The following is a 26,106-nucleotide window of genomic DNA, read 5'->3' on the forward strand; positions in this document are numbered from 1 at the left end:
GACGCGGGGCTTTTGTTCAGCCCTAGCGCGCCTTGTCCTCACGCCCGCGCAGTACCTGGTCGGGCATCGCCAGCGCCGCCGCCAGCCCCAGCAATGACACTGCCGCACTGATGCTCAACAGATGACGGAAGGTCAGCAGCAGTTCTGCTCTCAGGCTTTGCAGCGCCGGCCCCTGAACCGCGCTCAGACTGTCGAGCAGTACATTGCCCGAGCTGCCTTCGCCAATCAGCGGCTGGCCCATGACCGGTACCGGTAACGAGTCATGCAGCAATGCCAGCAGCAGGGCCGACATCAAGGCCACCCCCATCGCCCCGCCCAGGGCACGAAACAGGTTGGTGGTGCTGGTCGCCACGCCAATATCATGCTGTTGCACCGAGTTCTGCGCGCCCACCAGCGACGTCGGGAACTGCATGCCGGAAGCTATCCCGCTGAACAGCATAAACACCCCGCTCAACAACTCGGCGCCGGGCGGGCTGAATGCCATGCCCAAAATGGACAGGGGCATCAGCGCCGCCCCGCTCAAGATCATCGGTTTGTAGCGCCCGGTTACCGAAGTCATGCGACCGGCAAAATAAGCCCCCATCGGCAACCCGATGGCCAGCGGCAACAGGTGCAGGGCCGCGCTGTCGGCACCGGCGCCAGTGATGCTCTGATAGCGCAGCGGCATCAACACAATCAGCGAAATAGCCTGAAAACTGGTGAAAAAAACCGTGCACCAGCACAGCACCGCATGGCGGTTGGCAAACAGGTGCATGGGCAGCAACGGCTCTGGCGTGCGCCGTTCATGCCAGACAAACAGCGCCAGGGCGATCAGCGCCACCACCAGAAAGCCTGCGACCTGTTGGTCATGCCAGCTTTGGCCCTGACCGATAAAGGTGATGCTCAGCAGCAGTGAAGTCAGGCCCAGGATCATCAACATAGTGCCCAGGTAGTCAATCACGGGTTTGCGCTGCGGCACCGGCAGGCCGACCAGGGTACGGTGGGAGATCCACCAGGCCGCCAGCCCCAGCGGCAGGTTGATCAGGAATACCCAGCGCCATGACAGGTACTCGGTCATATAACCGCCCAGCACCGGCCCGGCAACGCTGGCCAGGGCATACATGCTGCTGAAGTACCCCTGGTAGCGGCCGCGTTCACGGGGCGGGACGATATCGCCGATGATCGCCTGGCTGACCGAAATCATCCCGCCGGCGCCAATGCCCTGAATGATCCGCGCCAGCACCAACTGCTCCATGTTCTGTGCCAGCCCGCAAAACAGCGAAGCCAGGGTAAACAGGCCCATGCCGAACAGCATCAGGCGGCGGCGCCCGTACAGGTCACCGAGCTTGCCGTAGATCGGCACCGCCACGGTCATGGCCACCATATAGCCGGAAATCACCCACGCCAGCTGGCTGACATCCTTGAACTGGGCGGAAATGGCGGGCATGGAGACGGCGACGATGGTCTGATCCAGCGCCCCCAGAAAAATCGCCAGCATCAGGGCAATCAAAATGCTGCGAATGGCCGGTTTGGCCTGGGGAGGCTGGTTCAGACTGGTCACGTGAACACCTGTAGGCGAAGCTTGTATCGGATGGCCCTCAGTGTACTCGATAGGATCCTATTCGATAGCTTCGTAAGGGAGCCCGACGTAATTTTCTGCAATGGTGGTGCGGCCTGCCTCGGAGTCGACGAAATACGCCAGCTCGCTGTCAGTAATGCGCTGGCTGAAGCCGTCGCTGTCCGGAAAACGGTGCAACATCGAGGTCATCCACCACGAGAAGCGCTCGGCCTTCCAGATACGCCGCAGGCACACCTCGGAATAGCGCTCCAGCAAGTCGGTGCGGCCCTCGGTGTAGACCTTGCACAACATAGTGAACAGGGTGCTGACATCGCTGGCCGCCAGGTTCAAACCCTTGGCCCCGGTCGGCGGCACGATATGAGCGGCATCCCCCAGCAGAAACAGGCGCCCGTACTGCATCGGCTCAACGACAAAACTGCGTAGCGGCGCGATACTTTTCTCGAGGGAAGGCCCGGTCACCAGGCGTTCGGCCAGAGCCGTGGGCAGGCGGGTTTTCAGCTCGTCCCAGAAGCGCTGGTCGGACCAGTCCTCGACCTTCTCCCCAGCAGGAACCTGCAGGTAATAACGGCTACGGCTGGCCGAGCGCTGACTGCACAGGGCAAAACCGCGCTCGTGGCGGGCATACACCAGTTCGTCATTGACCGGTGGAGTCTCGGCCAATACACCGAGCCAGCCGAAGGGATACACCCGTTCGAAAATTTTCAGTACATCACTCGGAATCGACTGGCGCGCCACCCCGTGAAAACCATCGCAGCCCGCAATGTAATCGCAGTCCAGGCGCCAGCTTTCGCCCTCTTTATCGAAGGTGACATAAGGCGTATCGGTTTTCATATCGTGGGGCTGGACGTTGCTGGCGCTGTAAAGGGTTTGTGCGCCGACGGCCTCGCGAGCGTCCATCAGGTCGCGGGTGACTTCGGTCTGGCCATAGACCATCACGGTCTTGCCGCCGGTCAGGCCCTTGAGGTCGATATGCACCTGGCGATCATCCAGCGCCAGCTCAAAGCCCGCATGCACCAACCCTTCGGCGTCCATGCGCTGGCTGACACCGGCCTGGCGCAACAGGTCGACCATGCCCTGCTCCAGCACCCCGGCGCGAATCCGCCCGAGGACATATTCGCCGGTCTGGCGCTCGATGATGACGTTATCAATCCCGGCGTTGTGCAGCAGTTGGCCAAGCAGCAGCCCTGAAGGACCGGCACCGATAATAGCGACTTGAGTTCTCATTATTGTTGTCTCTCGCAGACTCGACCCCAAGGGGTGAGTAGATTCTTATAGGTTAGTGCCTGTATTTTTCGCTTGCGAGAGCAGCAATTGAAGGTGATAACCCTGGGATTACCGGTACTTTTCGCCAATTAGTGCGATTATCGGCCGACGATACGACAACAGGTACGACGCCAATGATTCCTTCAGTCCCGGTGTTCAAGCTTTATGGCGAGCAGCAAGACCGGCTTGGCCCCGATCTGCTGCACTGCGAAACCATATCGCTGCGCAGCCGCGTCCACGATTGGGAGATCCGCCCGCACAGGCACGCCGACCTGTGCCAGTTGCTCTATGTCCACCAGGGTCGGGCGCAGGTTGAGGTCGAGGGGCAGCGCCATATCCTGGAGCAATCGGCGGTTCAGGTTATCCCGCCTTTGTGCGTGCACGGGTTTGAGTTTTCGCCCAACGTAGAAGGCTTTGTCCTGACCCTGGCCGCGCCGTTGGTGGCGCAGTTGCAAGCCCAGCTGGGCGACAACATCAGTCTGTTGCAGCGGGTCGCCAGTTACCCCGCAGGCAAGGACAGTGATTACCTCAACAACCTGTTCAGTGAGCTGCAAAGCGAATACGACAGCGTACGCCCTGCCCGCGAAATGCTGCTGCAGTCGCTGGTCAGCGTGCTGTTGGTGTGGGTGGCACGCCAGGTGCTCCAGCGGCGTGAGGCGCGACAGTTGCTACCACGGGGGCACGAGTATCTGGGCCTGTTCAATCAACGGGTCGAGGCGCAGTTTCGCCAGCAGCCCAGTGTTGAGCAGTTGGCACATCAGGTGGGGATTTCAGTGGCGCACTTGAACAGCATCTGCCGCGAGCTGGCGGGACAGTCGGCGTTGCAGATCATTCACCAGCGGTTGTTATTGGAGGCCAAGCGTCATTTGATTTATACACCGATGACCATCAGCGAAGTGGCTGATAGCCTGGGTTTTGCAGATCCGGCGTACTTTGCGCGGTTTTTCCGACGCCTGAGTGGGACATCACCCAGTACTTTTCGAACCGGGCGGACTGACATAATCAGCCCGCCCTGACACTCCGGGGCATCCTACCTCAGAGCGCTGAACATGGCATTGCAGTGCGCGCCATTGCAACTGGCGATCAATCCGGCTGCCTGGCGGGTTTGCTCGGCGCGGTAGCAAGCGCTTGCAAACAGGACAGCGGCAGCGAAAACGATAAAAACAGTCATACATGTTGTTTTTGTTTTGGTAGTCATGGCATTGGCTCCCTTGACGTCACAGCTTTGAGGCTAGTTCAGACACAGGTTCTTGCCATGCCAGTTGTACGAGTGGTCGTGCCCGATTTCATCCTTCAAATGGACTAGACATGTAATTCCTGTAGCCGCTGCAGCGAGGGAAAACTGCACTTGTGGGAGCGAGCAGGCTCGTTCCCACAATAGGGCTTGATCTGCAACAGCGTATCTATAGATATTTATCCCACACCGGTTCGTCGGTAAAGCGCTCGGCGAGGAAGTCGAGCATGCTGCGCAGCGTGGCCGGCATATGTTTACGTGAGGCGTACACCGCGTAGATGTTCATCAGGCGCGGTTCTGCTTCGGGCAACAGGCGCACCAGCTCACCGCGCTGTACAAACACCCCGGCCTGATAGCTGGGCAGCAGCGAAATTCCCGCGCCAGCCAGTGTGGCACTCAACAGGGTGCTGGCTTCATTGGCGCTGATATTGCCCTGCACCGGTACCGACACCTCCTCACCCTCGCAGGTGAAATGCCACATGCTCTTGCCGTAGTAGGAATGGGTCAGGCAGTTGTGCCCACTAAGGTCATCGACCTGCTGCGGCGCCGAGTGTTGGCGTAAATAGGCCGGGGATGCGCACAGCACCGAGCGACAAACGGTCAGCTTGCGGGCAATCAGGCTCGGATCCAGGTCATTGCTGGTACGAATTGCCAGGTCGATGCGTTCATCCACCAGGTTCACGGTACGATCGAGCATCTGCAGGTCGATGCTGACCTGGGGGTAAAGCCGTACGTAGTCGGTGACTGCCGCCGCCAATTGCGCCTGGCCGAACGAGGTGCTGACGCTGATCCGCAACAGCCCCCGCGGCGCATCACTGGGCACCTCCACCGCGGCCTGCATGTCGTCGGCCAGTTCCAGCAACTGCCGGCAGCGCGGCAGGGTTTCATTGCCCGCTGCCGTCAGACTCAGCTTGCGCGTGGTGCGGTGCATCAGGCGTGCGCCCACCCACTCTTCAAGTTCGGCCAGGTAACGCGACACCACGGGGCGCGACAGATCCAGGTGGTCGGCTGCCGCAGACTGGCTACCGAGGTCGACGACGGTGACAAACACCCGCATTGCAATAAGACGATCCATGATCTGCCCGATATCTGAAACAAACTATGTTCAAGCATCGCATTTTTAGTTCGCGATCGGGCAACTAAGCTCTGTCCATCGCCAACCCTGGCCACTGATTCAGGAATCACCCATGAGCGGATTTTCCACCCTTCGCCGTTTTGCCCTCAGCGCTGCAATGCTGGGTTTTGCAGCCCATGCGGCGGCGGCCCCGGCGCCTTTGACCCTTGACGTGTACAACCCCGGTGCAGCGGCGATTTTCCCGGTTTCTTCGGTGCTGATCAGTGGTGACAAGGACGCCATCCTGGTCGATGTCCAATTTGGCAAGGCCCAGGCCCGCCAGGTGGTCGACAAGATTCGCGCCAGCGGCAAACACCTGACCACCATCTATATCAGCCACGGCGACCCGGACTACTACTTCGGCCTGGAGACCCTGACCCAGGCGTTCCCTGACGCCAAGGTGGTGGCCCCGGGGCCGGTGGTTGAGCATATCAACCAGACCAAAGACGCCAAGCTGGCGTTCTGGGGCCCGCAGATGGGGGCCGATATGCCGCAACAGTTGATCGTGCCGCAGGTGCTCAAGGGCAACACCCTGGACCTTGAAGGGCGTGAACTGGATATCGTCGGCCTGAGCGGACGTCAACCGGACCGCACCTTTGTATGGATCCCTTCCATCAAGGCGGTGGTGGGCGGAGTGGTAGTGGCCGACAACCTGCACGTATGGATGGCCGACACCCAGACACCGCAATCGCACAAGCAATGGCTGGCCACCCTTAAACGTATCGACAGCCTGCAACCGAAAATCGTGGTACCGGGCCATTACCTGGGTGACAGCGACCGCTCGTTGAAAGCGGTGTACTTCACCCGCGACTACATCAAGGCGTTTGACGAAGAGGCGCTCAAGGCCCGCAACTCGGGCGAATTGATAGCGGCCATGAAAAAACGCTACCCGGACCTGGGCGAAGAATCTTCGCTGGAACTGAGTGCCAAGGTGGCCAAAGGCGAAATGAAGTGGTGAACGCTACTACCTACTCACTGGAGAATATCATGAGCAAAATCGCAATCATCGGGGCTACCGGTCGTGCCGGCAGCCAACTGCTGGAAGAAGCCCTGCGTCGTGGTCACAGCGTCACGGCCATTGCCCGCAATGCCTCGAAAAAACTGGGTGAGCGTACGGGAGTGGTGGTCAAGGATGTCGATGTCAACAACGCCCAGGCCCTGCAAGATGCCGTCACTGGCCATGATGTGGTGCTCAGCGCCGCGCATTTCTCGACCCTGCCGGCCTCGGCCATTATCGAGCCGGTAAAAAAAGCCGGGGTCAAACGCCTGCTGTTTGTGGGCGGTGCAGGCTCACTGTTGCTGCCGGGTGACACCAAAGTCATCGACAGCCCGGGCTTCCCCGACGAATACCGGCCTGAAGCCACGGCAGGCGGCGTCTACCTCGACACCTTGCGCGGCGAAAAAGACCTGGACTGGAGCTTCCTGTCACCCTCGGCCGAATTTGTCGAAGGCGAACGCACGGGCAAGTTCCGTCTGGGCAGCGACCGCCTGCTGATCAACAGCGAAGGCAAAAGCTGGATCAGCTTCGCCGACTTTGCCATCGCCATGCTCGATGAGGTCGAACAGCCCAAGCATTCCCGCCAGCGCTTTACGGTGGGGTATTAAGTTTCAGGGTACGGGGCGATTGCGCCATTTCGCGCTTCGCCCCTTGCCGGTGGACTCAATCAAACCTTCGGATTTCAAAGCGCGTAACACCAGGCGCACCGTGTCTCGGCTCGTACCGGGGCATGCCTGCTCAATCTCGCTGATTGAAAAGGGCAGTGAACGGTTCAGTACGGCTATGCGAACGCGGCTGCTCTTGTTACCGTACTTTTTCTCGATGGTTCCAACCCGCGCTTCAAACTCTTTATAGGCTTTGATCAGCGCGCCCCAAAAGTAATTGAGCCAAGGCCCTGCATCGTGAGTGCCTGAATGCCAATTAACAGAGCTGGCCTCCAGGGTTTCGTAATAGCTCTCCTTGCTGTCTTCAAAAATCCGCTCAAGGCTGATGAAACGGCCTACGACGTAATCAAACTGATAGAGCAGCAAGAGAGTCAGCAGGCGTGCAACGCGACCGTTGCCGTCTGCAAAGGGGTGGATACACAAAAAGTCCAAAACACACAACGGAACCAAAACCAGTGGATCGGCAAGTTTTTGCTGATTTGCGCTGTAATAGCGGCTTAGCAGATCACTCATGGCCATCGGCGTCAGATGAGCGGGAGTGGGTGTGAATCTCACCCTGAGACTACCATCAGGATGACGCTCGATGATGTCGTTGTTGGTTGATTTCCAGCTGCCTCCCTCTTGTGGCAAGTATCGATAAAGAATCGTATGTAACTGGCGTACCGTGCCTTCCGAGAAAGGCATGGCATCGCAGGCTTCGTGTATCAGCGACAGCGCATCCCGATAGCCGGCAACTTCCTGCTCGGAGCGACTTTTAGGCTGGGCATTTTTGATCATCAAGGATTTCAGGCGGCTGGGCGAAACGATTACGCCTTCCAGACGGCTGGATGATTCTGCGGACTCAATTACTGCCTGCTGCTTGAGATCTGCGAGCGCTTCTGCCGATTGGGCGACAAACAGCTTTTGCTTGCCCCTGTACTCGCCCAGCGCCCTCAGGGTTGAAAGCTGCAGGCCGTCAAAGCGAAGTTGGGTCAGATGTTCGACGGTGAGCGAGTGCATAAACGTCCTTAAATAGGGTAATCCAAAGGATTAAATGGGGCTTTATTGACTGTTTTTACCCCATTTACTCAAGAAATACCCCCTTTAAACTGTTACAGCGATTTTTTCCGCACCAGGAGAATGGGCTGTATCGATACAGGGTTAATCCGTGCAGCGCGTCTGCTCCACCAGCCAGTCCAGCAACTCGCGCAACGGCGCAGACGCCTCGTGGCGTGGTGAGCACACCAGCAGGTAGGCGGCGCCGGTATGCACTTTGAAATCGAAAGGCATGGCCAGTCGGCCTGCCTTGAGGTCGTCGCCAATCAATGACCAGTCGCCTATCGCAACACCGTTGCCCTGGGCGGCAACGGTCATGGCCAGGTCCAGGGTGTCGAAGTACTGGCTCTTGCGGATCGCCGACACCTCGCCCCCCGCCGCATTCAGCCACTGGGTCCAGTCCTGCTGGTCTCGGCTGGGATGTAGCAGGGTGTGCTGCGTCAGATCGCCCAGCTGGTTGATGGCATCGCGACCCTCCAGCAGCTGCGGGGCACACACCGGGGTCAGTTGTTCGTCAAACAGGTGCCTGCCCTGTCGCTTGGGCCCTGGCTGCGGGCTGTACACCACTGCCGCATCAAACGCCTCACGGCGAAAATCCACCCCGTGCTGCACACTACTGGTCAGTTCCACCGGCACATCCGGGCGCAATGTTTGCCAATGCAGCAATTTGGGTAGCAGCCAGCGCAGCATGCAGGTGGGTGCCTTGATCTGCAGCGGGGTACGGCGAATGCTGGCGTACTCCACGGCCTCGCCAATCAGGTCGAATACCTGTTCGATACGCGGGTACAGCGCCTGGCCCTGCTCGGTCAGGCTCAGCCCACGGGCCTGGCGGTGGAACAGCGGGTAACCCAGATGCTCTTCCAGCCCGGCAATTTGTCGGCTCACCGCCCCTTGGGTGATATGCAACTGTTCGCCGGCACGGGTGAAGTTGCAGCACTGGGCCGTGATCAAAAACGTATGCAGCGCAGGAAGTGGTGGAAGGCGTTTCATCAATGGTCAGCCATGAGTCCAGGACATGGCTAGTATGAGCACGTTTGCGTTGTGCGTACCACAGCCGGCCGTTTCAATGGTCTTTTCCAGAACAAAAAAGGAACAGGACACATGGCGACGTGCGGCGAAGTATTGGTCAAGTTGCTGGAGGCGTACGGGGTCGAACAGGTGTTCGGCATTCCGGGAGTGCATACCGTTGAGCTGTATCGAGGGCTGGCCGGTTCGACGATCAACCACATCAGCCCGCGTCATGAGCAGGGTGCTGGCTTTATGGCCGACGGCTATGCACGCACCAGCGGCAAACCGGGGGTGTGTTTTATCATCACCGGGCCGGGAATGACCAATATCACCACCGCAATGGGCCAGGCCTATGGCGACTCGATCCCGATGCTGGTGATTTCCAGTGTGCAGTCGCGCAGCCAACTGGGCGGCGGGCGCGGCAAGCTGCACGAGCTACCGAACCAGAGCGCGCTGGTGGCCGGGGTGGCGGCGTTTTCCCATACGCTGATGTCGGCGACGGAACTACCAGGCGTACTGGCCCGGGCCTTTGCCCTGTTTCAGGCCGGCCGACCGCGGCCGGTGCATATTGAAATACCTCTGGACGTGCTGGTGGAGAATGCCGACGCCCTGCTCGCCAGCCTGCCGGTGAGCATTGCCCGCCCCGGCGCCGCGCCTGCTGCCATTGAACAGATGGGCCAGCTTCTGGCCCAGGCCAAACACCCGCTGATTCTGGCGGGTGGCGGCGCCATCGATGCAGCGCCTGCCCTGTTGCAACTGGCCGAGCGACTGGGCGCGCCGGTGGCCCTGACCATCAACGCCAAGGGCATGCTGCCCTCCTCTCACCCGCTGTTGATCGGCTCGACCCAAACCCTGGTCGCCACCCGCGCGCTGGTGGCCGAAGCGGATGTGGTGCTGGCGATCGGCACCGAGCTGGCCGAGACCGATTACGATGTGACTTTTGCTGGCGGCTTCGAGATCCCGGGCGCGTTGCTACGTATTGATATCGACCCGGACCAGACCGTACGCAATTACCCGCCGACCCTGGCGCTGGTGGCCGATGCCAACCTGGCGAGCGAGGCATTAGTGGCAAGTCTGGCGCAGTTGCCAGCACGGGATCCGCAGTGGGGTGCTGTGCGGGTCAGCCGTCTGCAGACGCAGTTGGCCACCGAATGGGATGCCCCGACCCGCGCCCAGACGCGTTTTTTGCAGGCGGTTTTCGATGTTCTACCGGATGCCGTGTGCGTCGGCGATTCGACTCAGCCGGTGTACACCGGCAACCTGACGTTTAACCCCGAGCAACCACGGCGCTGGTTTAACTCATCGACCGGCTACGGCACCCTCGGCTACGCCCTGCCAGCGGCAGTGGGGGCCTGGTTGGGGCGGCGGGCCAATGGCAAAACGGGTGGCCCGGTGCTGTGCCTGATAGGTGATGGCGGACTGCAATTTACCCTCGCCGAACTGGCCAGCGCAGTGGAAGCGCAAACCCCGATCATCGTGCTGCTGTGGAATAACCAGGGCTATGGTGAGATCAAAAAATACATGCTCAATCGCGCCATCGAACCCGTGGGGGTCGATATCTACACCCCGGACTTTATCGCTGTGGCCAAGGCGCTGGGCTGCGCCGCGCAGGTGGTCGAGGGCGAGGCGCAATTGCGCGCCGCCCTGGCCAGTGCCGCCGACCGCCAGGGGCCAAGCGTGATTGAAATCGACGAGGCGCGCTGGCAAGAATTGCTGACGCTATAGGCTCATGCGCAGGCGCGCCAGGTCTCGAACCGGGGGCGCGCCAAACTGGCGGCTGTACTCGCGGCTGAACTGCGACGGGCTTTCGTAACCCACACGGTAACCCGCCGCCGAGGCATCGAGCCCCTCGCTGAGCATCAGTCGCCGGGCTTCGTTGAGACGCAGCTGCTTTTGGTACTGCAACGGACTCATGGCGGTCATGGCCTTGAACCTGTGGTGCAAGGTCGACACGCTGAGATTGGCTTCGCGCGCCAGGCTGTCGATACGAAGCGGCTGCTCAAAGTTGCCGTTAAGCCAGGAAATAGCTCGGCTGACGCGATGGTTCTGGCTGTTCTGGCTGGCGATTTCATACAAGCGATAGCCCTGGGGGCTGCGCAACAACCGATACAGAATCTCACGGCGAATCAATGGCGCCAGCATGGCAATGTCTTTGGGTGTGTCGAGCAGACGTGTCAGACGCAAGACTGCGTCGAGCATTGGCTGGTCTATAGGCTCAACATACAGCCCGCGCCCGGTGGGTCGCGACGGCACGCCCAGGGGGCCGGCATCGCTGATCAACGTGGTGATTTCCACCGGATCGATATCCAGACGCAAGGCCAGTACCGGGTGTTCGGGGGAGATTTCCAGCACCCGGCCACTGATCGGCATCGACACGGACACCACCAGATAATTGAGCGGGTCGTAGGCAAAGTACTCGTCCGCCAGACGCACCTCCTTGCGCCCCTGGGCCATGATGCACAGCGCGGGTTTTGGCAGGCTGGGAGCGAAATCGCTGGGATGACTGTGGCGCGACACAAACAGCGCGTCGACACCGGTGGTGAACGAACCGTCTTGCGGGGCATGGCGAAAAATCAGGTCAGCCAGTTCCACGCGCTGTTTTTCAAGCGCGGGCTCGAGCGCGGGTCGCGGCGGTTCCAGCAGTGACATGGGTTGCATCCTCATCAAAGCAACAGGGCAGGCACAGCTTAAGTTTGTGCAAGGCCAAGGGGTAGCTGATTTCTGTCGTTGTCTTGCCTGATCCTGTCATTGCCTGAAGGCACAGGCCTGCCCAAGCCGTTGCAGACGCTTGACCTTGCTCGAAACCCTGATGAACTGGCCCTTTGCCCGATCATGCCATGAGGCAGCGGTTCGGTGCGCTTTTGCAGAATCGTGCAAGCCTGGGGCAGGAATCGACTAACGGCGTACAGGGGCCGGCCCCTAAGCTTTGAACCTCCCCCCAACACCACTTTGCTTTGTGGAGGCCTGCATGCCCCAGCTTAATGCCGTCAGTCATTTGACACTGGTTCGCGCCCGCGCAGGGTGTTCGGCCCGGGTCGAGGCTTGCCTGAGCCAGTTGATCGAACCGACGCTCCAGACCCCCGGCTGCCTGCACTTTGCCTTGCAGCATTGTGATAACGACCCGCAACTGTGGCAGGTGGCGGGCTACTGGCAGGATGAACCCTCGATGCTCGCGTATTTCAATTCATCGCTTATGGAAATATACGGCGCGCTGGTGCACCAGCAAGTGGTGGACAGTCTCGATTTTCAGACCTTCAGCGATGTGGGCGGGCTGAACAGGTAGAATGCCGGTTTTTCCATAGGCCGGGAGTTGAAGCATGGCGCGTAAAGAATTTGCACAGTTTGAAGCGGTATCAGCTGTAGTTCCGGTTGAGCCCGGCGTTTATCACGCAGCGATTGCGGTCAAAGCCTTGTACGAAGGTGGAGCGCCGCGCTTTCACAAAATTCTCACCGAGCACACCTTCAAGACTGCGACCGCCGCCGATGCCGCCGCGGCCGAGCAACTTGAAGCCCTGCAAGGCGTCACTGATGACGCCGAACTGGTTTGGTAATCAGCGTGGGCGATGCATTTTGAACAGTGCTTCAGGGCCCAGCTGGAAGTAGTCCGCCGGGCCGCCACCACGCAGGATCGGTTCGGCGGCCGCGGTATCGTAAATCCCGTCCTTGAGCAGGTGCCTGGCAATATGCACCGCCACCACCTCCCCCAGAATCAGCCAGCTCGGCACCAGTTCCTTGTCTGCCCGTTGCAACTGAATGATCTGGGTGACCTTGCATTCGAACGACACCGGCGTCTCGGCCACCCGTGGCACGCTGATCACCCGTGACGGTACGGTGCTCAGCCCGGCCAGCTCGAACTCATTGACCTCGGGCCCAACCATGGCACAGCTCTGGTTCATGGCTTCGGCCAGCGGCCGGGTGGCGAGGTTCCAGACAAACTCGCCGGTTTGTTCAATGTTATTGAGACTGTCTTTGCGGCCCACACTGCAAAACCCGATGATCGGCGGGATGTAGTTGAACGCGTTGAAAAAACTGTAAGGCGCAAGGTTCAGACGGCCCTGGGCATCCTGTGACGAAATCCAGCCGATAGGTCGCGGGCCGACTATGGCATTGAACGGATCATGGGGCAGGCCGTGGCCCTGGGAAGGTTCATAGAAATGGATATCGTCATGCATGGGAAGTGTCCGCAAACGGCTGAGATAGAGGGCCTATAGTGCAAGGCATTTGCCGGGATTACAAAAGCTTGCGAGGTTTTGTAGCAACTGCCGTAGGAACGAGGCTGCTAAGGATTGGATCTCCACTGTCTTACCCCCAAAAACGACTAAGCCCGGCCAAGGCCGGGCTGGAGTGCCTGATTCAGGTGTTAGCTGAAGTGGGCGCCGTGAGTGCGATCGTAGCCATCAGCAGCGAAGGTGTCCGATTTGGTACGGCTGAAACCGTCTTCTGCAAAGGTGGCCGAGCCGGTTTTGTCGTAGCCGTCCTCTGCAAACGTAGCCGAACCTGTGCGGTCATAACCGTCAGCAGCAACTGCAGCAGAACCTGTACGGCTGTAGCCATCTTCAGCAAAGCTCGACGAATGGGTTTTATCGAAACCATCGGCGGCAAAAGCGTTGAAGGCCAGGGCAGAAAAAGCAGCAGCGAGGATAAGTTTGGTTTTCATGATAAAGCTCCTTGTTTCGTGTTTGGGGTGTTCAGTGGGTATGGGCTTAAGACTACGCCGATTAATTTGATTAAAAAGCGCAAAAAATAGCGCTAAGGAATCGATTAATTCGATATGTAGGCCCGCGCCGAACCAGGCTCTTGACGACGTCCAGCTCCCGGTGGGGCGGCACACATGTTCTGCCGGCCATAGAGGTGTTGCTGAGATTGATAGTGGGCTAACAGAATTAACTGACTATTAATTCAAATAAATCGCACTCACAGACAGGCTTTCATCAGTCCATTACCCATTTTTTGCTGCGCGAGCACCCGTCTTCGCCGGCAAAAAAGCCGGTACCCAAACGGCTTTGTACCCCTCGAGAACTGGAGCCTGGAATGAACGAACTTCCTCAGTTCACCTTGGCGTTTTGGGTGATAAAAGTTTGCGCCACGGCTTGGGAACTGCCTTGGGTGACTACCTGGCGGATGATTCGGAGCTGGATTTCGGCACCATCGGCCCTTGGCGGGTACTGGCGGGGATATTGGTGGCCATGATCGCCGGGAGGCGGATCTGAAAAGCAAACAGGCCGGCCAATTGGCCAGCCTGTCAAATAGCAGTATCGGCTAACCCCTGTGGGAGCGGGTGGGCTGTCAGTCAGTCTCGATGCGCGAGTGCTTGCGGGTGTCTTTCATGGTGGCGTACACCGCCAGCGAGCAGGCAATACAAGCTGTCACGTACCAGTAGTAACCGGTTTCCATACCTGCACTCTTGAACCACAGAGCGATATATTCAGCTGTACCGCCGAAGATCGACACGGTCAGTGCGTAAGGCAAACCAACACCCAGTGCGCGAATTTCCGTGGGAAACAGTTCCGCTTTCACCACGGCGTTGATCGAGGTGTAGCCACTGACAATAATCAGCGCGGCCATGATCAGGAAGAACGCACCCCACCAGGTGGTAATGGTGTGCAGAGTGGTCAGGATCGGTACGGTAAACAGGGTACCCAGTACACCGAAGGCGATCAGGATCGGACGACGGCCGATCTTGTCGGAAAGCGCGCCCACCAGCGGCTGAATGCACATGAACAGAAACAGCGTGGCGGCCGAGATGGTGGTGGAATCCGAGATGCTCATGCCCACCGTGTTCACCAGGTACTTCTGCATATAGGTGGTGTAGGTGTAGAACGCCAGCGTGCCGCCCATGGTCAGGCCAACTACGGTCATCAGCTCTTTGGGGTGGCGCAGCAGGGTGCGCATGGCGCTTTCTTTAGGCTTGACCCTGGTTTTTTTGAACGACTCGGTTTCTTCCATGCCTCGACGCAGATACAGCGCGACCACGGCACACAGGGCGCCGATCACGAACGGTACGCGCCAGCCCCAGCTGTACAGTTGCTCTTCGGTGAGGGTCTGTTGCAGCACGATCAGCACGCCCAAAGCGATAAGCTGCCCCGAGATCAGGGTTACATACTGGAAGCTCGAGAAGAAACCGCGACGTTCCTTGGTCGCCATTTCACTCAGGTAAGTGGCCGAGGTGCCGTATTCGCCACCCACCGACAGGCCCTGCAGCAAGCGGGCGAAGACCAGCAGGATAGGCGCCCACACGCCGATGGTTTCGTAACCCGGCGACAGGGCAATTACCAGCGAACCGAAGCACATCAACAGGACCGAAGCCATCAGCGCGGCCTTGCGGCCTTTGCGATCCGCGTACAGGCCCATTAGCCAGCCGCCGATCGGGCGCATCAAAAAGCCCACGGCGAAGATCGCGGCGGTGTTGAGCAGTTGTGCGGTGGTGTCGCCCTTGGGGAAGAAGGCCTTGGCGAAGTACAGCGAAAACGCGGCGTAAACGTACCAGTCGTACCACTCGACCATATTGCCGACGGAACCGCTGAAAATCGATTTGATACGGCTGGAGGTGGTCTTTTCTTTAGGCGCCGCAGACACGGCCCCGGCAGGCAGGGTGCTGGAGTTATCCATTGAATGGATCCTTCTTTCATTGTTTTTTTATAGCGCGTCAAAACGCGAGCTTGCTGGGCTATAGCAGAACTTGTGCCAACGCTTGAGACCACGGTTTACATGGCTTGCGGGAGATGGGTAGGCGGGAATCCGCTGATTTTCAGCGTTGCAATAAGCGGAAATCCGCCGACAGGCACATGCAGGTATGACTGACGCCACACATCAGCCCCCTCTCCCTGCGGGAGAGGGCCGGGGTGAGGGGCAAACCCTCAGCACAGGCTCAAGGTCGAGCGCTGATCTGCTTCTGCAGGTTCTGCATCTGGCTTTGCAGGGTGTTGATGTTGCGCGTCATCTGGGCACGGAACACATCGAACTCGGCAGCATTGGCACCTTGAGCTGGTGCGGGGCGGTTCTCAAGTTCGCTTTTGAGCACGATCATATCCTGCTCCAGGCGCTCCACCGCCGCGCCCGGGTTGCCCTGTTTCTTCAAGGCCGCCACATCCGTGGCCTGTTGGGCGACACCTGCCTTGAGCGTGGCCAGTTCAGTACCCAGACTCTTGATATCGGCTTCGAGCCTGGCCTGGCTTTCTTTCTGGGCAGTCACTTGCATCAACATCGCGGCATTGATTTGCTCAAAGCGCTGATCCAGATCCCCCTGCTGCCCCGCCACCAGCCCTTGCTGACGCTTGCTCTGCTCAAGCAGCTGTTCTTCTAGCTGCTTGATCTGCAACTTCAAGGCTTCGCTGCCATTGTTGATTGTCGATTCACTGGCAACCACCTTGCCGGATATGGCCTGCAGGCGCCCGGCTGCCTCTTCGCTGATACGGGCAAAGCTCTCCTGGGTGGCCACCAACTGCTGCTCCATCAGCGAAATCTGCTGGAAGCTCCACCAGCCCAGCCCGCCAACGGCCACCAGCAAGGCGCAGATCATGGCCCACAAAGGCCCGGTACTCGGACCCTTGACCTTGATCACCGGGGTATTGCGCGAATACACCGTAGTGCGCTCACGGGCACCAAAGCTGGACGCCGGTTCGTCATGGTCATCGGTATCGGCGCGAAGGGTCGGCACATTGTCAAAGTCGTCGCGGGCATCGTTACGCATCGTAAACCTTTAAAAATGGCGGCAAGCGGTCAGCGGTAAGGGGATTCCTGAGCTTTCCACCAACCACAGAATTCATCAAGCGCGGACCACAGACTCACCTTGGGATCGTAGTCGAGGTAGTGCCGGGCGCGGCTGATGTCGAGGGTAAAGTCTTTATCCATGATCTGCACCCCCAAACGCGAGAGTGACGGTTCGGGCTGCCCCGGCCATAACTTGCAGGCAGCTTCGTTAAGCGCGCCACGGCTGTAGGCCGTGGCGTAACCACGATAACGGGTCACTTGCGGCACGTTCATCTGGCGCATCACATAATTGACCACATCCCAATACGGTATCGGCGTGCCATTACTGATGTTGTAGGCCCTGCCCAACGCCGCTGCACTGCTCAACAGGCTGCTCATCAGCGCTTCGTTGAGGTTTTGCATACTGGTGAAATCGACCTTGTTCAAACCGTTGCCAACAATGGCCAGACGACCTTTGCGCTGCTGTTTGATCAATCGCGGGAAGAGGCTCATGTCCCCTGCCCCCGTCACAAAACGCGGGCGCAGGGCAATCACTTCAAGGCCAAACTCCTGGGCACCGAACACCTTCTGCTCCGCCAGGTTTTTAGTGGCGGCAAAAGGGTGCCTGAAGCGCTTGGGCAACTGTTCTTCGGTCAGGTCGGTGTGGTTGCGACCATCGAAGTACAACGCTGCCGATGACAAATGCACCAGACGCCGCACCCGCTGTTTCAGACAGGCTTCAACTACGTTTTCAGTCACCAGCACGTTGTCGCGGTGGAAGTCCTGGTAGCGCCCCCAGGCACCCACATGCCCCGCACAATGCACCACCGCATCGACATCCACGCACAAGTCGCGCACCAGCAGGCCATCGGTCAAATCACCCGGGATAAATTCAGCGCCGCGTCGTACCAGGTGTTCGACACCTTCGGCCCGACGCCCGCTGACCCGTACGTCAAAGCCCTGCTCCAGGGCAAAACGCGCAAAGCGTCCGCCAATGAAGCCGCTTGCGCCGGTGACCAGAATCTTCATCAATCACTCCAAATGCTGTAATTCGTGCTGCTTGCTCTTTAAACGCCGGTTATCAGGCCAAAGGCACTAACCAACGGGCTGCCGAACGAGATAAATGTTCGGTCAGTTGCCCCAGCAGTTGTCCGCCATTGCGCCAATGATGCCAGTACAATGGCACGTCGATGGGTTTATCTGGCAAAAGCTCCACCAGGCGGCCATTTTCCAGTTGTTCGCGCACTTGCAGCTCAGGCACCAGCCCCCACCCCAGGCCGGCCTCAGCCAAACGGATAAAGCCTTCGGAAGATGGGCATAAATGGTGCTCAAAACCGCCATCCACACCCAGCGAAGCCAGGTAGCGATGTTGCAGAAAATCATCCGGGCCGAACACCAGCGCAGGGGTCTTGGGCAACTGCGCAGCGCTGACGCCATCCGGAAAATGCCGTGCAATAAACTCTGGGCTGGCCAGCGCCCGGTAACGCATGGCGCCCAGCAGCACACTGCGGGCCCCGGCGACCGGCCGTTCACTGGCACACAGGCAGGCAGCCACTTCACCGGCGCGCATGCGTTTGAGGCCAACGGTCTGATCCTCAACCACAAGGTCTAGCAACAGGTGCTGCTCGGCGCAAAAATCCCCCACGGCCGGCGCCCACCAGGTGGCCAGGCTGTCGGCATTCAAGGCGATGCGCAGGCGCTCGGGCAAACCTTCATCGTCCAGCGCCGGCACCGCACTTTGCAAGTCACGCTCCAGCAAACGCACTTGCTGTACATGGTTGAGCAGGCGCCGGCCGATTTCGGTCGGGCTTGGCGGCGTCGCGCGTACCAGCACCGGCTGGCCGATACGGGCTTCAAGCAATTTGATGCGCTGGGAGATGGCCGATTGGGACAGCCCAAGCACCTGCGCCGCCCGTTCAAAACCGGCCTGTTCCACAACGGCGGCCAGGGCCGAGAGCAACTTATAGTCGAACATCAGTTTTCCTAATGAGCGATCAGCAATATTGGTTTTTCTTATACATCCAAGGGCAGGAGAATAGCCAGCAGCAACCCCGCCTGCAGTACAACGAGTAATCCTTATGTGGCAAAGCTACCTTAATGGCCTGTTGGTCGCGTTCGGCCTGATTATGGCCATCGGCACCCAGAATGCCTTTGTGCTGGCGCAAAGCCTGCGCCGTGAACACCACCTGCCCGTGGCGGCATTTTGCGTAGTGTGCGATGCCCTGCTGGTGGCGGCCGGGGTGTTTGGCCTGGCGACCCTTCTGGCGCAAAACCCGCTATTACTCAGTGTTGCGCGCTGGGGCGGGGCGGTGTTCTTACTCTGGTACGGCACCCAGGCACTGCGCCGGGCGTTTTCCACATCGAGCCTTGAGCATTCTGCCAGCCAGACTGCTCGCTCGCTCAAGGCAGTGATGCTCAGCGCACTGGCCGTCACCCTGCTCAACCCCCACGTTTACCTTGATACAGTGTTGCTGATCGGTTCCCTTGGCGCCCAGCAAAGCGTGCCCGGCGCTTATGTGGTGGGCGCGGCCAGTGCTTCGCTGATGTGGTTTTTCACCCTGGCGCTGGGTGCGGCCTGGCTTGCACCGTGGCTGGCACGGCCAAACACCTGGCGTATCCTGGACTTGCTGGTAGCGGTGATGATGTATGCAGTGGCGCTGCAGTTAATTGTTTCAGGCTGAGCATAACCCTGTTCCCACAGGCAAAAAAAAATAGTCCCACATGTGCTGAAACGTCTATCCCACACAGTTGTCGCGTGGTTATGCCGTCACCCCGGTGCTATGATCCTGACCCTGCGCCGCAAAGAGTAAAAACTCATCGGCGCGTGTTTGGCCGCCCGTGATCGGCCTTGCGCTCATCGCAACTGACCTGATTAGGAGAATCATCATGGCTTTCGAATTGCCGCCGCTGCCGTACGCACACGATGCCCTGCAGCCGCACATCTCCAAAGAAACCTTGGAGTTTCACCACGACAAGCACCACAACACCTACGTCGTGAACCTGAACAACCTGGTGCCAGGCACCGAGTTCGAAGGCAAAACCCTGGAAGAGATCGTCAAAACCTCTTCGGGCGGTATCTTCAACAACGCCGCTCAGGTCTGGAACCACACCTTCTACTGGAACTGCCTGGCGCCAAACGCCGGCGGCCAACCGACTGGCGCGCTGGCTGATGCCATCAACGCTGCCTTCGGTTCGTTCGACAAGTTCAAAGAAGAATTCAGCAAGACTTCCATCGGCACCTTCGGCTCCGGCTGGGGCTGGCTGGTGAAGAAAGCTGACGGTTCCCTGGCCCTGGCCAGCACCATCGGCGCCGGCAACCCGCTGACCAGCGGCGACACCCCGCTGCTGACCTGCGACGTTTGGGAACACGCCTACTACATCGACTACCGCAACGTGCGTCCGAAGTATGTAGAAGCGTTCTGGAACCTCGTTAACTGGAAGTTCGTTGCTGAGCAGTTCGAAGGCAAACCCTTCACTGCCTAAGTCTCGCTCCAGATAAAAAAACCCGGCATTGCCGGGTTTTTTTTGGCTTGCTAAAAAGCCCATCCAATCCGGGCCAGCTAGTATGAAAGCGGCGGGAATTTTTCAGGCTGCGCCTCAAGTTCAAGGTGAAGATACCGACACAGTAGCCGTTACAAGCGCTGCACATTGGTCACTTGCACTCTGGCAAAAAATCGTTCACATACAAGGCCACAGGCATTAATGGCAGGAACAGGGAATAGCGCTTTGAAGCGGCAATTCAAAAACAGCTTGTCACTCAAGTTGCTCCGCATCGTGCTGCTTTCAGCAGTGGTCGTTGGAGGCGTGCTGAGCTGCGCACAGATCGTGTTCGACGCCTACAAAGTCCGACAAGCCGTTACGGCAGATGCCGAACGAATCCTCGACATGTTTCGCGACCCCTCAACCCAGGCGCTTTACAGCCTGGATCGCGATATGGCCATGCAGGTTATCGAAGGTCTGTTCCAGGACCCAGCGGTGCGCAAGGCTTCCATCGGCCATCCCAATGAAGCGCCGCTGGCCGAAAAAAACCGCGAGTTGCAAAGCTCATCGAGCCGCTGGGTGACCGACCTGATACTGGGTCAGGAGCACAGGTTCCGCATTCCGTTAGTTGGCCAAGGCCCATACAGCGAGTACTACGGCGACCTGAGCATCACCCTCGACACCGCAACTTACGGTCAGGGCCTGTTGACCGATTCGGCGGTGATGCTGTTTTCCGGCCTGTTGCGCGCTCTGCTCATGGGGCTGGTGTTGTATCTGGTCTATCACTGGCTGCTGACCAAGCCGCTGTCAAAAATCATCGGGCACCTGACCAGCATCAATCCCGATCGCCCCAGCGAACATGTGATCCCTCTGCTCAAGGGCCACGAGCACAACGAGCTAGGGGTGTGGGTCAATACATCCAACCAGTTGCTGGCCTCGATCGAGCGCAACAACCGTTTGCGTCACGAAGCCGAAAGTTCGTTGCTGCGCATGGCCCAGTACGACTTTTTGACCGGCCTGCCCAACCGCCAGCAATTGCAGGGGCAACTGGGCAAGATCCTCACCGATGCCGGCCGCCTGCAACGCCGTGTCGCCGTGCTGTGCGTGGGCCTGGACGACTTCAAGGGCATCAACGAACAGTTTGGTTATCAAACCGGCGACCAGTTGCTCCAGGCCCTGGCCGACCGTTTGCGCGCCCACAGCGGCAGCCTCGGTGCGCTTGGCCGTCTGGGCGGCGATCAATTTGCCCTGGTGCAGGCCCATATCGAACAGCCCTATGAAGCTGCCGAACTGGCCCAGAGCATTCTCGACGACCTCGAATCGCCGTTCAGCCTTGACCAGCAAAATATCCGCCTGCGCGCCACCATCGGCATCACCCTGTTCCCTGAAGACGGCGATACCACCGAGCAGTTGCTGCAAAAAGCCGAACAGACCATGACCCTGGCCAAAAGCTATTCGCGCAGCCGTTATCAGTTTTATATCGCCAGCGTCGACCGCGAGATGCGACGCATGCGCGAACTGGAAAAAGACCTGCGCGAAGCCCTGCTGTGCAACCAGCTTTACCTGGTCTATCAACCGCAGATCCGCTACAGCGATCACCGCGTGGTCGGCGTAGAAGCCCTGCTGCGCTGGCAGCATCCGGAGCACGGCATGGTGCCGCCCGACCTGTTTATTCCGCTGGCCGAGAAAAACGGCAGCATCATTGCCATTGGCGAATGGGCGCTGGACCAGGCCTGCGGCCAGCTGCGCGAATGGCACGACCTGGGTTTCAGTGAATTGCGCATGGCCGTCAACCTGTCCACCGTGCAGTTGCACCACATAGACCTGCCCCGGGTGGTCAACAACCTGCTGCAACGCCACCGCCTGGCCCCGCGCAGCCTTGAGCTGGAAGTGACTGAAACCAGCCTGATGAAAGACATCAGCACCGCTGCCCAGCACCTGCTGAGCCTGCGACGCTCCGGTGCATTGATTGCGATTGATGATTTCGGTACCGGTTATTCATCCCTGAGTTACCTCAAAAGCCTGCCGCTGGACAAAATCAAGATTGATAAAAGCTTTGTGCAGGACCTCATCGATGACGGTGACGATGCCACCATCGTGCGCGCCATCATCCAGCTCGGTAAAAGCCTTGGCATGCAGGTCATCGCCGAAGGTGTCGAAACGGTCGAACAGGAAGCCTATGTGATCGCCGAGGGCTGCCATGAAGGCCAGGGCTACCTGTACAGCAAACCCCTTGGGGCACGGGAGCTGGTGGCTTATCTCAAGCAGGCCCGACGTAACAAGGCCGTCATTATGTAAGTCCTTATTTCGAGATTCACGAAAGACCCGGGGCAGAGCTGAAGTAAATAAGAAATATTTCCAACAGTAGCCCTTTACAGAAAATGCATATCTTTCGCATCATGTGGCAGTTTCGCGTGCAGCCGCACGCTTGTCCCACCTCTCGAAGCAGGATTTTCGCCATGATTCGTATGCCTCTGGCTACCGCCAGTCTGCTGGCCATTGCTATCTCACTCGCCGGCTGTGGCGACAAGGACAAGGAAAAAACCGCAGCAACCCCTACGCCAGCAGCCGCCACCAGTACCGCGACGCCTGCCACTGACATCACGGCGGCAAAAGTCGACGAAGCTGCCGCCAAGGCCGTCGTTGCCCATTACGCCGACATGGTTCACGCCGTGTACAGCGACGCCGAAAGCACTGCCAAGAAACTGCAAACCGCCATCGATGCATTCCTGGCCAAGCCCAACGACGAGACCCTCAAAGCTGCCCGTGCCGCCTGGGTTGAAGCTCGCGTGCCTTACCTGCAGAGCGAAGTGTTCCGCTTCGGTAACACCATCATCGATGACTGGGAAGGCCAGGTGAATGCCTGGCCCCTGGACGAAGGCCTGATCGACTACGTTGACGCCAACTACGCCGGCGCACTGGGCAACCCGGGTGCCAACGCCAACATCATCGCCAACCCCCAGATCCAGATTGGTGAAGACAAGGTCGACGTAACCGAAATCACCCCTGAAACCCTGGCCAGCCTCAACGAGCTGGGTGGCTCCGAAGCCAACGTAGCCACCGGCTACCACGCCATCGAATTCCTGCTGTGGGGCCAGGACCTCAATGGTACGGGCCCGGGTGCAGGCAACCGTCCTGCTTCGGACTATCTGGAAGGCGAAGGCGCCACCGGTGGTCATAACGATCGTCGTCGCGCCTATCTGAAAGCCGTGACCCAACTGCTGGTCAACGACCTCAACGAAATGGTCGGCAACTGGGCACCAAACGTGGCTGACAACTACCGCGCCACGCTGGAAGCCGAGCCGGTACAAAACGGCCTGCGCAAAATGCTGTTCGGCATGGGCAGCCTGTCGCTGGGCGAACTGGCCGGCGAGCGGATGAAAGTGTCCCTGGAAGCCAACTCCCCTGAAGACGAGCAGGACTGCTTCAGCGACAACACCCACAACTCGCACTTCTACGATGCCAAGGGCATTCGCAACGTGTATCTGGGTGAGTACGTGCGTGCTGACGGCACAAAAATGACCGGCCCAAGCCTGTCGTCGCTGGTGGTGGTCATTGACCCGGCTACCGACGCCACGCTCAAATCCGATCTGGCCGACACCGAAGCCAAGATCCAGGTCATGGTTGACCGCGCCAACAAGGGCGAGCACTACGACCAGTTGATCGCAGCTGACAACGCTGCGGGCAACCAGGTTGTGCGTGATGCCATCGCTGCCCTGGTCAAGCAGACCGGAGCCATCGAGCAAGCCGCTGGCAAGCTGGGCATCAGCGACCTGAACCCGGACAACGCCGATCACGATTTCTGATCTGCAACGTTTGAGTGAATGAACAATAAGGCGACCTTCGGGTCGCCTTTTTTGTAGGCCGCTTCGGCGCGAGCAAGAGAACTTCAACATCGAGCCTGCTCGCTACGACAAGGTTTTGCCTTTGCCTTTGCCTTTGCTTTTGCTGTGGCCACTCGATTAGCCAAGCGACGTGAATGCCCCTCACAGAAGGCCGAACGCAGGTGCTGTTATGGGGGTGGCGCGGCAGGACGCCGCGCCAACCGCGATGGGCCATGGATGGCCCGTCGCGGCGTGCCCCCATAACAGTGCCGGAGTGAGGGCGGAACCCGTAGAGAGCCGTGGCACATCGAATGGATATGTACTTGGTGGCTCTAACTTGAACTTTGAGTACATATCCGGCATTCATGTCTAACTGGGATATTGGTTTCGCTCTTACAGCGAGTCACTTTTTCCAGACGCCGAAAAAGTAACCAAAAAGGCTTGCCCCTGGCGTACGGCCTTCGCTGCGCTCAGGTTCCCTCGCTCCGGTCCCGCTCCGTGGGCACGCCGCCACGGGCCATCCATGGCCCATCGCGGCTCTCCCGGCATCCATGCCGGTCGACCCACTGCGCAGAACCTCCACTCGGCCTGCCGATGGGGCGAGCAGATCAAAATCAAAAGCCAGATCAAAAGCGGTCGAGGCGGCCGAGCGGCCGGTTTGGATGAGGGATTTGCGAACAACAGACGGGCTTGATCGGCAACAGAGTTTCTACAGGGTCATTTGTCTGCCCCAAGTCACAGCAAACGCTAATCCCTCTTATTTCAATTCCCCTTCCCTGCTAAACTTTGCGCCCTCGATTTTGCTCGCTGATCTGGACGTTTGATGCCTTCGTTGCCTCTTCGCCTGTCTCTGCTGCTCATGGCCCTGTGCCTTGGCGGTTGTGATAATGCCCCGCGCTTTACCAAACCCGAGCCCGGCGAAGCCCGCTCAGGCGGGGCTACTACGGTGCGCAAAACCGATCAGAACTCGTTTTCCATGCCCTCGGCCAACTTGTCGCCCACCCGGCGCCTGGATTTCAGCGTCGGCAACAGCTTCTTTCGCAGCCCCTGGGTCATAGCCCCGTCCACCACAACCGCCCGTGATGGCCTGGGCCCGTTGTTCAACACCAACGGCTGCCAGAACTGCCACATCAAGGATGGTCGCGGCCACCCTCCCGCTCCGGGCGCCAAGAACTCGGTGTCGATGCTGGTGCGCCTATCGATCCCCAACGACCCTGCTTACGCCACGCTGATCGAGCAAGCAGGCATCGTGCCCGAGCCGGTCTATGGTGGCCAGTTGCAGGATATGGCCGTGCCCGGTGTAGCTCCCGAAGGCAAGGTTCGGGTCGATTACGAGCCGGTCACCGTGCGTTTCAAGGACGGCACTGAAGTCGAACTGCGCAAGCCCACCCTGCAGATTACCCAGCTGGGTTATGGCCCGATGCATCCCGACACCCGCATGTCGGCCCGCATTGCACCCCCGATGATCGGCCTGGGGCTGCTCGAGGCCATCCCCAACGAAGCCATTCTGGCCAATGCCGACAAACGTGAGGGTATTGCCGGGCGCCCGAACTGGGTGTGGGATGACGCGCAACAAAAGACTGTGTTGGGCCGTTTTGGCTGGAAAGCCGGGCAACCGAACCTCAATCAACAAAATGTTCACGCTTTTTCTGGTGATATGGGGCTCACGACTTCCCTGAGGCCCTTCGATGACTGCACCAAGGCCCAAACTGCCTGCCTCGAGGCGCCCAACGGCAATGGCCCCGGTGGCGAACCCGAGGTCAGCGACAATATTCTGCGCCTGGTGGAGTTCTACACTCGTAACCTGGCCGTACCCGCCCGCCGTGATGTCGGCGCACCCCAGGTGCTGGCCGGGAAAAACCTGTTCTACCAGGCCGGCTGCAACTCATGCCATACGCCAACGTTCACCACATCGGCCAACGCCGCCGAGCCCGAGCTGGCCAATCAGGTCATCCACCCCTACAGCGACTTGCTGCTGCACGACATGGGCCCGGGCCTTGCCGATAACCGCAGCGAATTCGCCGCCAGCGGCCAGGACTGGCGTACGCCGCCGTTGTGGGGAATCGGCTTGACCCAGGCGGTAAGTGGCCACACCCAGTTTTTGCACGATGGTCGTGCCCGCAACCTGCTGGAAGCCGTGCTCTGGCATGGCGGCGAGGCCGAACCGGCCAGGCAGCAGGTGTTACGCTTTAATGCCGAGCAACGCGCCGCGTTGCTGGCGTTCCTGAACTCTCTTTAA

23 protein-coding genes are annotated in these 26,106 nt (G+C 59.2%); 11 read left to right on the forward strand and 12 right to left on the reverse strand.

The window, feature by feature from the left end; genetic code table 11:
• Positions 1–22 precede the first annotated feature (22 nt).
• Complete coding sequence (locus GHN92_RS13225) at positions 23–1,540, reverse strand: MDR family MFS transporter (protein ID WP_095019413.1); 1,518 nt, start codon at positions 1,538–1,540, stop codon at positions 23–25.
• Between the two features lie 57 nt (positions 1,541–1,597).
• Positions 1,598–2,782, reverse strand: coding sequence for a 4-hydroxybenzoate 3-monooxygenase (gene pobA, locus GHN92_RS13230; RefSeq protein WP_095019412.1), 1,185 nt, complete (start codon positions 2,780–2,782; stop codon positions 1,598–1,600).
• Between the two features lie 173 nt (positions 2,783–2,955).
• On the opposite strand from pobA, the gene GHN92_RS13235 reads away from it, so the two are divergent.
• Complete coding sequence (locus tag GHN92_RS13235) at positions 2,956–3,837, forward strand: helix-turn-helix domain-containing protein (RefSeq protein WP_095019411.1); 882 nt, start codon at positions 2,956–2,958, stop codon at positions 3,835–3,837.
• 387 nt (positions 3,838–4,224) lie between these two features.
• On the opposite strand, the gene GHN92_RS13240 is transcribed toward GHN92_RS13235, so the two are convergent.
• Entirely contained in the window at positions 4,225–5,130 is a 906-nt protein-coding gene (locus tag GHN92_RS13240; RefSeq protein ID WP_095024300.1) for a LysR family transcriptional regulator, read from the reverse strand.
• A gap of 112 nt (positions 5,131–5,242) precedes the next feature.
• Between GHN92_RS13240 and GHN92_RS13245 the strand changes: the two genes are divergently transcribed.
• Both GHN92_RS13245 and GHN92_RS13250 read left to right on the forward strand, forming a co-directional pair.
• Entirely contained in the window at positions 5,243–6,127 is an 885-nt protein-coding gene (locus GHN92_RS13245) for an MBL fold metallo-hydrolase (protein WP_133144858.1), read from the forward strand.
• 29 nt (positions 6,128–6,156) lie between these two features.
• The gene (locus GHN92_RS13250; protein ID WP_095025569.1) at positions 6,157–6,774 is read left to right on the forward strand and encodes an NAD(P)-dependent oxidoreductase; all 618 of its coding nucleotides are present in this window, start codon (positions 6,157–6,159) and stop codon (positions 6,772–6,774) included.
• 3 nt (positions 6,775–6,777) lie between these two features.
• Here GHN92_RS13250 and GHN92_RS13255 read toward each other — a convergent pair whose 3' ends face one another.
• Both GHN92_RS13255 and GHN92_RS13260 read right to left on the reverse strand, forming a co-directional pair.
• The gene (locus GHN92_RS13255; RefSeq protein ID WP_095003047.1) at positions 6,778–7,830 is read right to left on the reverse strand and encodes a Fic family protein; all 1,053 of its coding nucleotides are present in this window, start codon (positions 7,828–7,830) and stop codon (positions 6,778–6,780) included.
• A 141-nt stretch (positions 7,831–7,971) separates the two neighbouring features.
• Positions 7,972–8,856, reverse strand: a complete 885-nt coding sequence (locus GHN92_RS13260; protein WP_095025568.1) for a LysR substrate-binding domain-containing protein — start codon at positions 8,854–8,856, stop codon at positions 7,972–7,974.
• Positions 8,857–8,967: 111 nt separating this feature from the next.
• Between GHN92_RS13260 and GHN92_RS13265 the strand changes: the two genes are divergently transcribed.
• Positions 8,968–10,599 carry a 5-guanidino-2-oxopentanoate decarboxylase gene (locus GHN92_RS13265; protein WP_133144857.1) on the forward strand — a complete coding sequence of 544 codons (1,632 nt, stop codon included), beginning with the start codon at positions 8,968–8,970 and terminating at the stop codon, positions 10,597–10,599.
• Here the strand turns inward: GHN92_RS13265 and GHN92_RS13270 are convergent.
• Entirely contained in the window at positions 10,594–11,523 is a 930-nt protein-coding gene (locus tag GHN92_RS13270; protein WP_095003044.1) for an AraC family transcriptional regulator, read from the reverse strand. The two genes, GHN92_RS13265 and GHN92_RS13270, sit on opposite strands and share 6 nt — an antisense overlap.
• A 319-nt stretch (positions 11,524–11,842) precedes the next feature.
• On the opposite strand from GHN92_RS13270, the gene GHN92_RS13275 reads away from it, so the two are divergent.
• Positions 11,843–12,157, forward strand: a complete 315-nt coding sequence (locus tag GHN92_RS13275; RefSeq protein ID WP_095003043.1) for a putative quinol monooxygenase — start codon at positions 11,843–11,845, stop codon at positions 12,155–12,157.
• 34 nt (positions 12,158–12,191) lie between these two features.
• Positions 12,192–12,425, forward strand: a complete 234-nt coding sequence (locus tag GHN92_RS13280) for a hypothetical protein (protein WP_095003042.1) — start codon at positions 12,192–12,194, stop codon at positions 12,423–12,425.
• Here the strand turns inward: GHN92_RS13280 and GHN92_RS13285 are convergent, their stop codons facing one another.
• The 6 genes from GHN92_RS13285 to GHN92_RS13310 all read right to left on the reverse strand — a co-directional run bounded on the left by GHN92_RS13285 (position 12,426) and on the right by GHN92_RS13310 (position 18,538).
• Positions 12,426–13,046: a flavin reductase family protein gene (locus GHN92_RS13285; RefSeq protein WP_095003041.1), complete on the reverse strand. Its 621-nt coding sequence runs from the start codon at positions 13,044–13,046 to the stop codon at positions 12,426–12,428.
• A gap of 188 nt (positions 13,047–13,234) precedes the next feature.
• Positions 13,235–13,531, reverse strand: coding sequence for a hypothetical protein (locus tag GHN92_RS13290; protein WP_095003040.1), 297 nt, complete (start codon positions 13,529–13,531; stop codon positions 13,235–13,237).
• A gap of 629 nt (positions 13,532–14,160) precedes the next feature.
• Entirely contained in the window at positions 14,161–15,483 is a 1,323-nt protein-coding gene (locus GHN92_RS13295; RefSeq protein ID WP_095019406.1) for an MFS transporter, read from the reverse strand.
• Between the two features lie 259 nt (positions 15,484–15,742).
• Entirely contained in the window at positions 15,743–16,564 is an 822-nt protein-coding gene (locus GHN92_RS13300; protein WP_095019405.1) for an ATPase, read from the reverse strand.
• A 29-nt stretch (positions 16,565–16,593) separates the two neighbouring features.
• Positions 16,594–17,592, reverse strand: coding sequence for an NAD(P)-dependent oxidoreductase (locus GHN92_RS13305; RefSeq protein WP_095003037.1), 999 nt, complete (start codon positions 17,590–17,592; stop codon positions 16,594–16,596).
• Positions 17,593–17,644: 52 nt separating this feature from the next.
• Positions 17,645–18,538 (reverse strand): LysR family transcriptional regulator ArgP, encoded by an 894-nt coding sequence (locus GHN92_RS13310; RefSeq protein WP_095019404.1) that lies wholly within the window; start codon positions 18,536–18,538, stop codon positions 17,645–17,647.
• Between the two features lie 103 nt (positions 18,539–18,641).
• Here GHN92_RS13310 and GHN92_RS13315 point away from each other — a divergent pair, with 103 nt between their 5' ends.
• From GHN92_RS13315 to GHN92_RS13335, 5 genes are all read left to right on the forward strand, one after another.
• Positions 18,642–19,244: a LysE/ArgO family amino acid transporter gene (locus GHN92_RS13315; protein WP_095003035.1), complete on the forward strand. Its 603-nt coding sequence runs from the start codon at positions 18,642–18,644 to the stop codon at positions 19,242–19,244.
• 205 nt (positions 19,245–19,449) lie between these two features.
• Positions 19,450–20,046 (forward strand): superoxide dismutase, encoded by a 597-nt coding sequence (locus GHN92_RS13320; protein WP_095003034.1) that lies wholly within the window; start codon positions 19,450–19,452, stop codon positions 20,044–20,046.
• A gap of 219 nt (positions 20,047–20,265) precedes the next feature.
• Positions 20,266–22,341 (forward strand): putative bifunctional diguanylate cyclase/phosphodiesterase, encoded by a 2,076-nt coding sequence (locus GHN92_RS13325; RefSeq protein WP_372239747.1) that lies wholly within the window; start codon positions 20,266–20,268, stop codon positions 22,339–22,341.
• A 161-nt stretch (positions 22,342–22,502) separates the two neighbouring features.
• Positions 22,503–23,849, forward strand: coding sequence for an imelysin family protein (locus GHN92_RS13330; protein ID WP_095003032.1), 1,347 nt, complete (start codon positions 22,503–22,505; stop codon positions 23,847–23,849).
• An 841-nt stretch (positions 23,850–24,690) separates the two neighbouring features.
• Positions 24,691–26,106, forward strand: coding sequence for a di-heme oxidoredictase family protein (locus GHN92_RS13335; RefSeq protein ID WP_153380360.1), 1,416 nt, complete (start codon positions 24,691–24,693; stop codon positions 26,104–26,106).

Origin of the sequence: Pseudomonas sp. FSL R10-2964 (genome assembly GCF_009600035.1) — a bacterium.
GTDB classification, from domain to species: Bacteria; Pseudomonadota; Gammaproteobacteria; order Pseudomonadales; family Pseudomonadaceae; genus Aquipseudomonas; species Aquipseudomonas bubulae.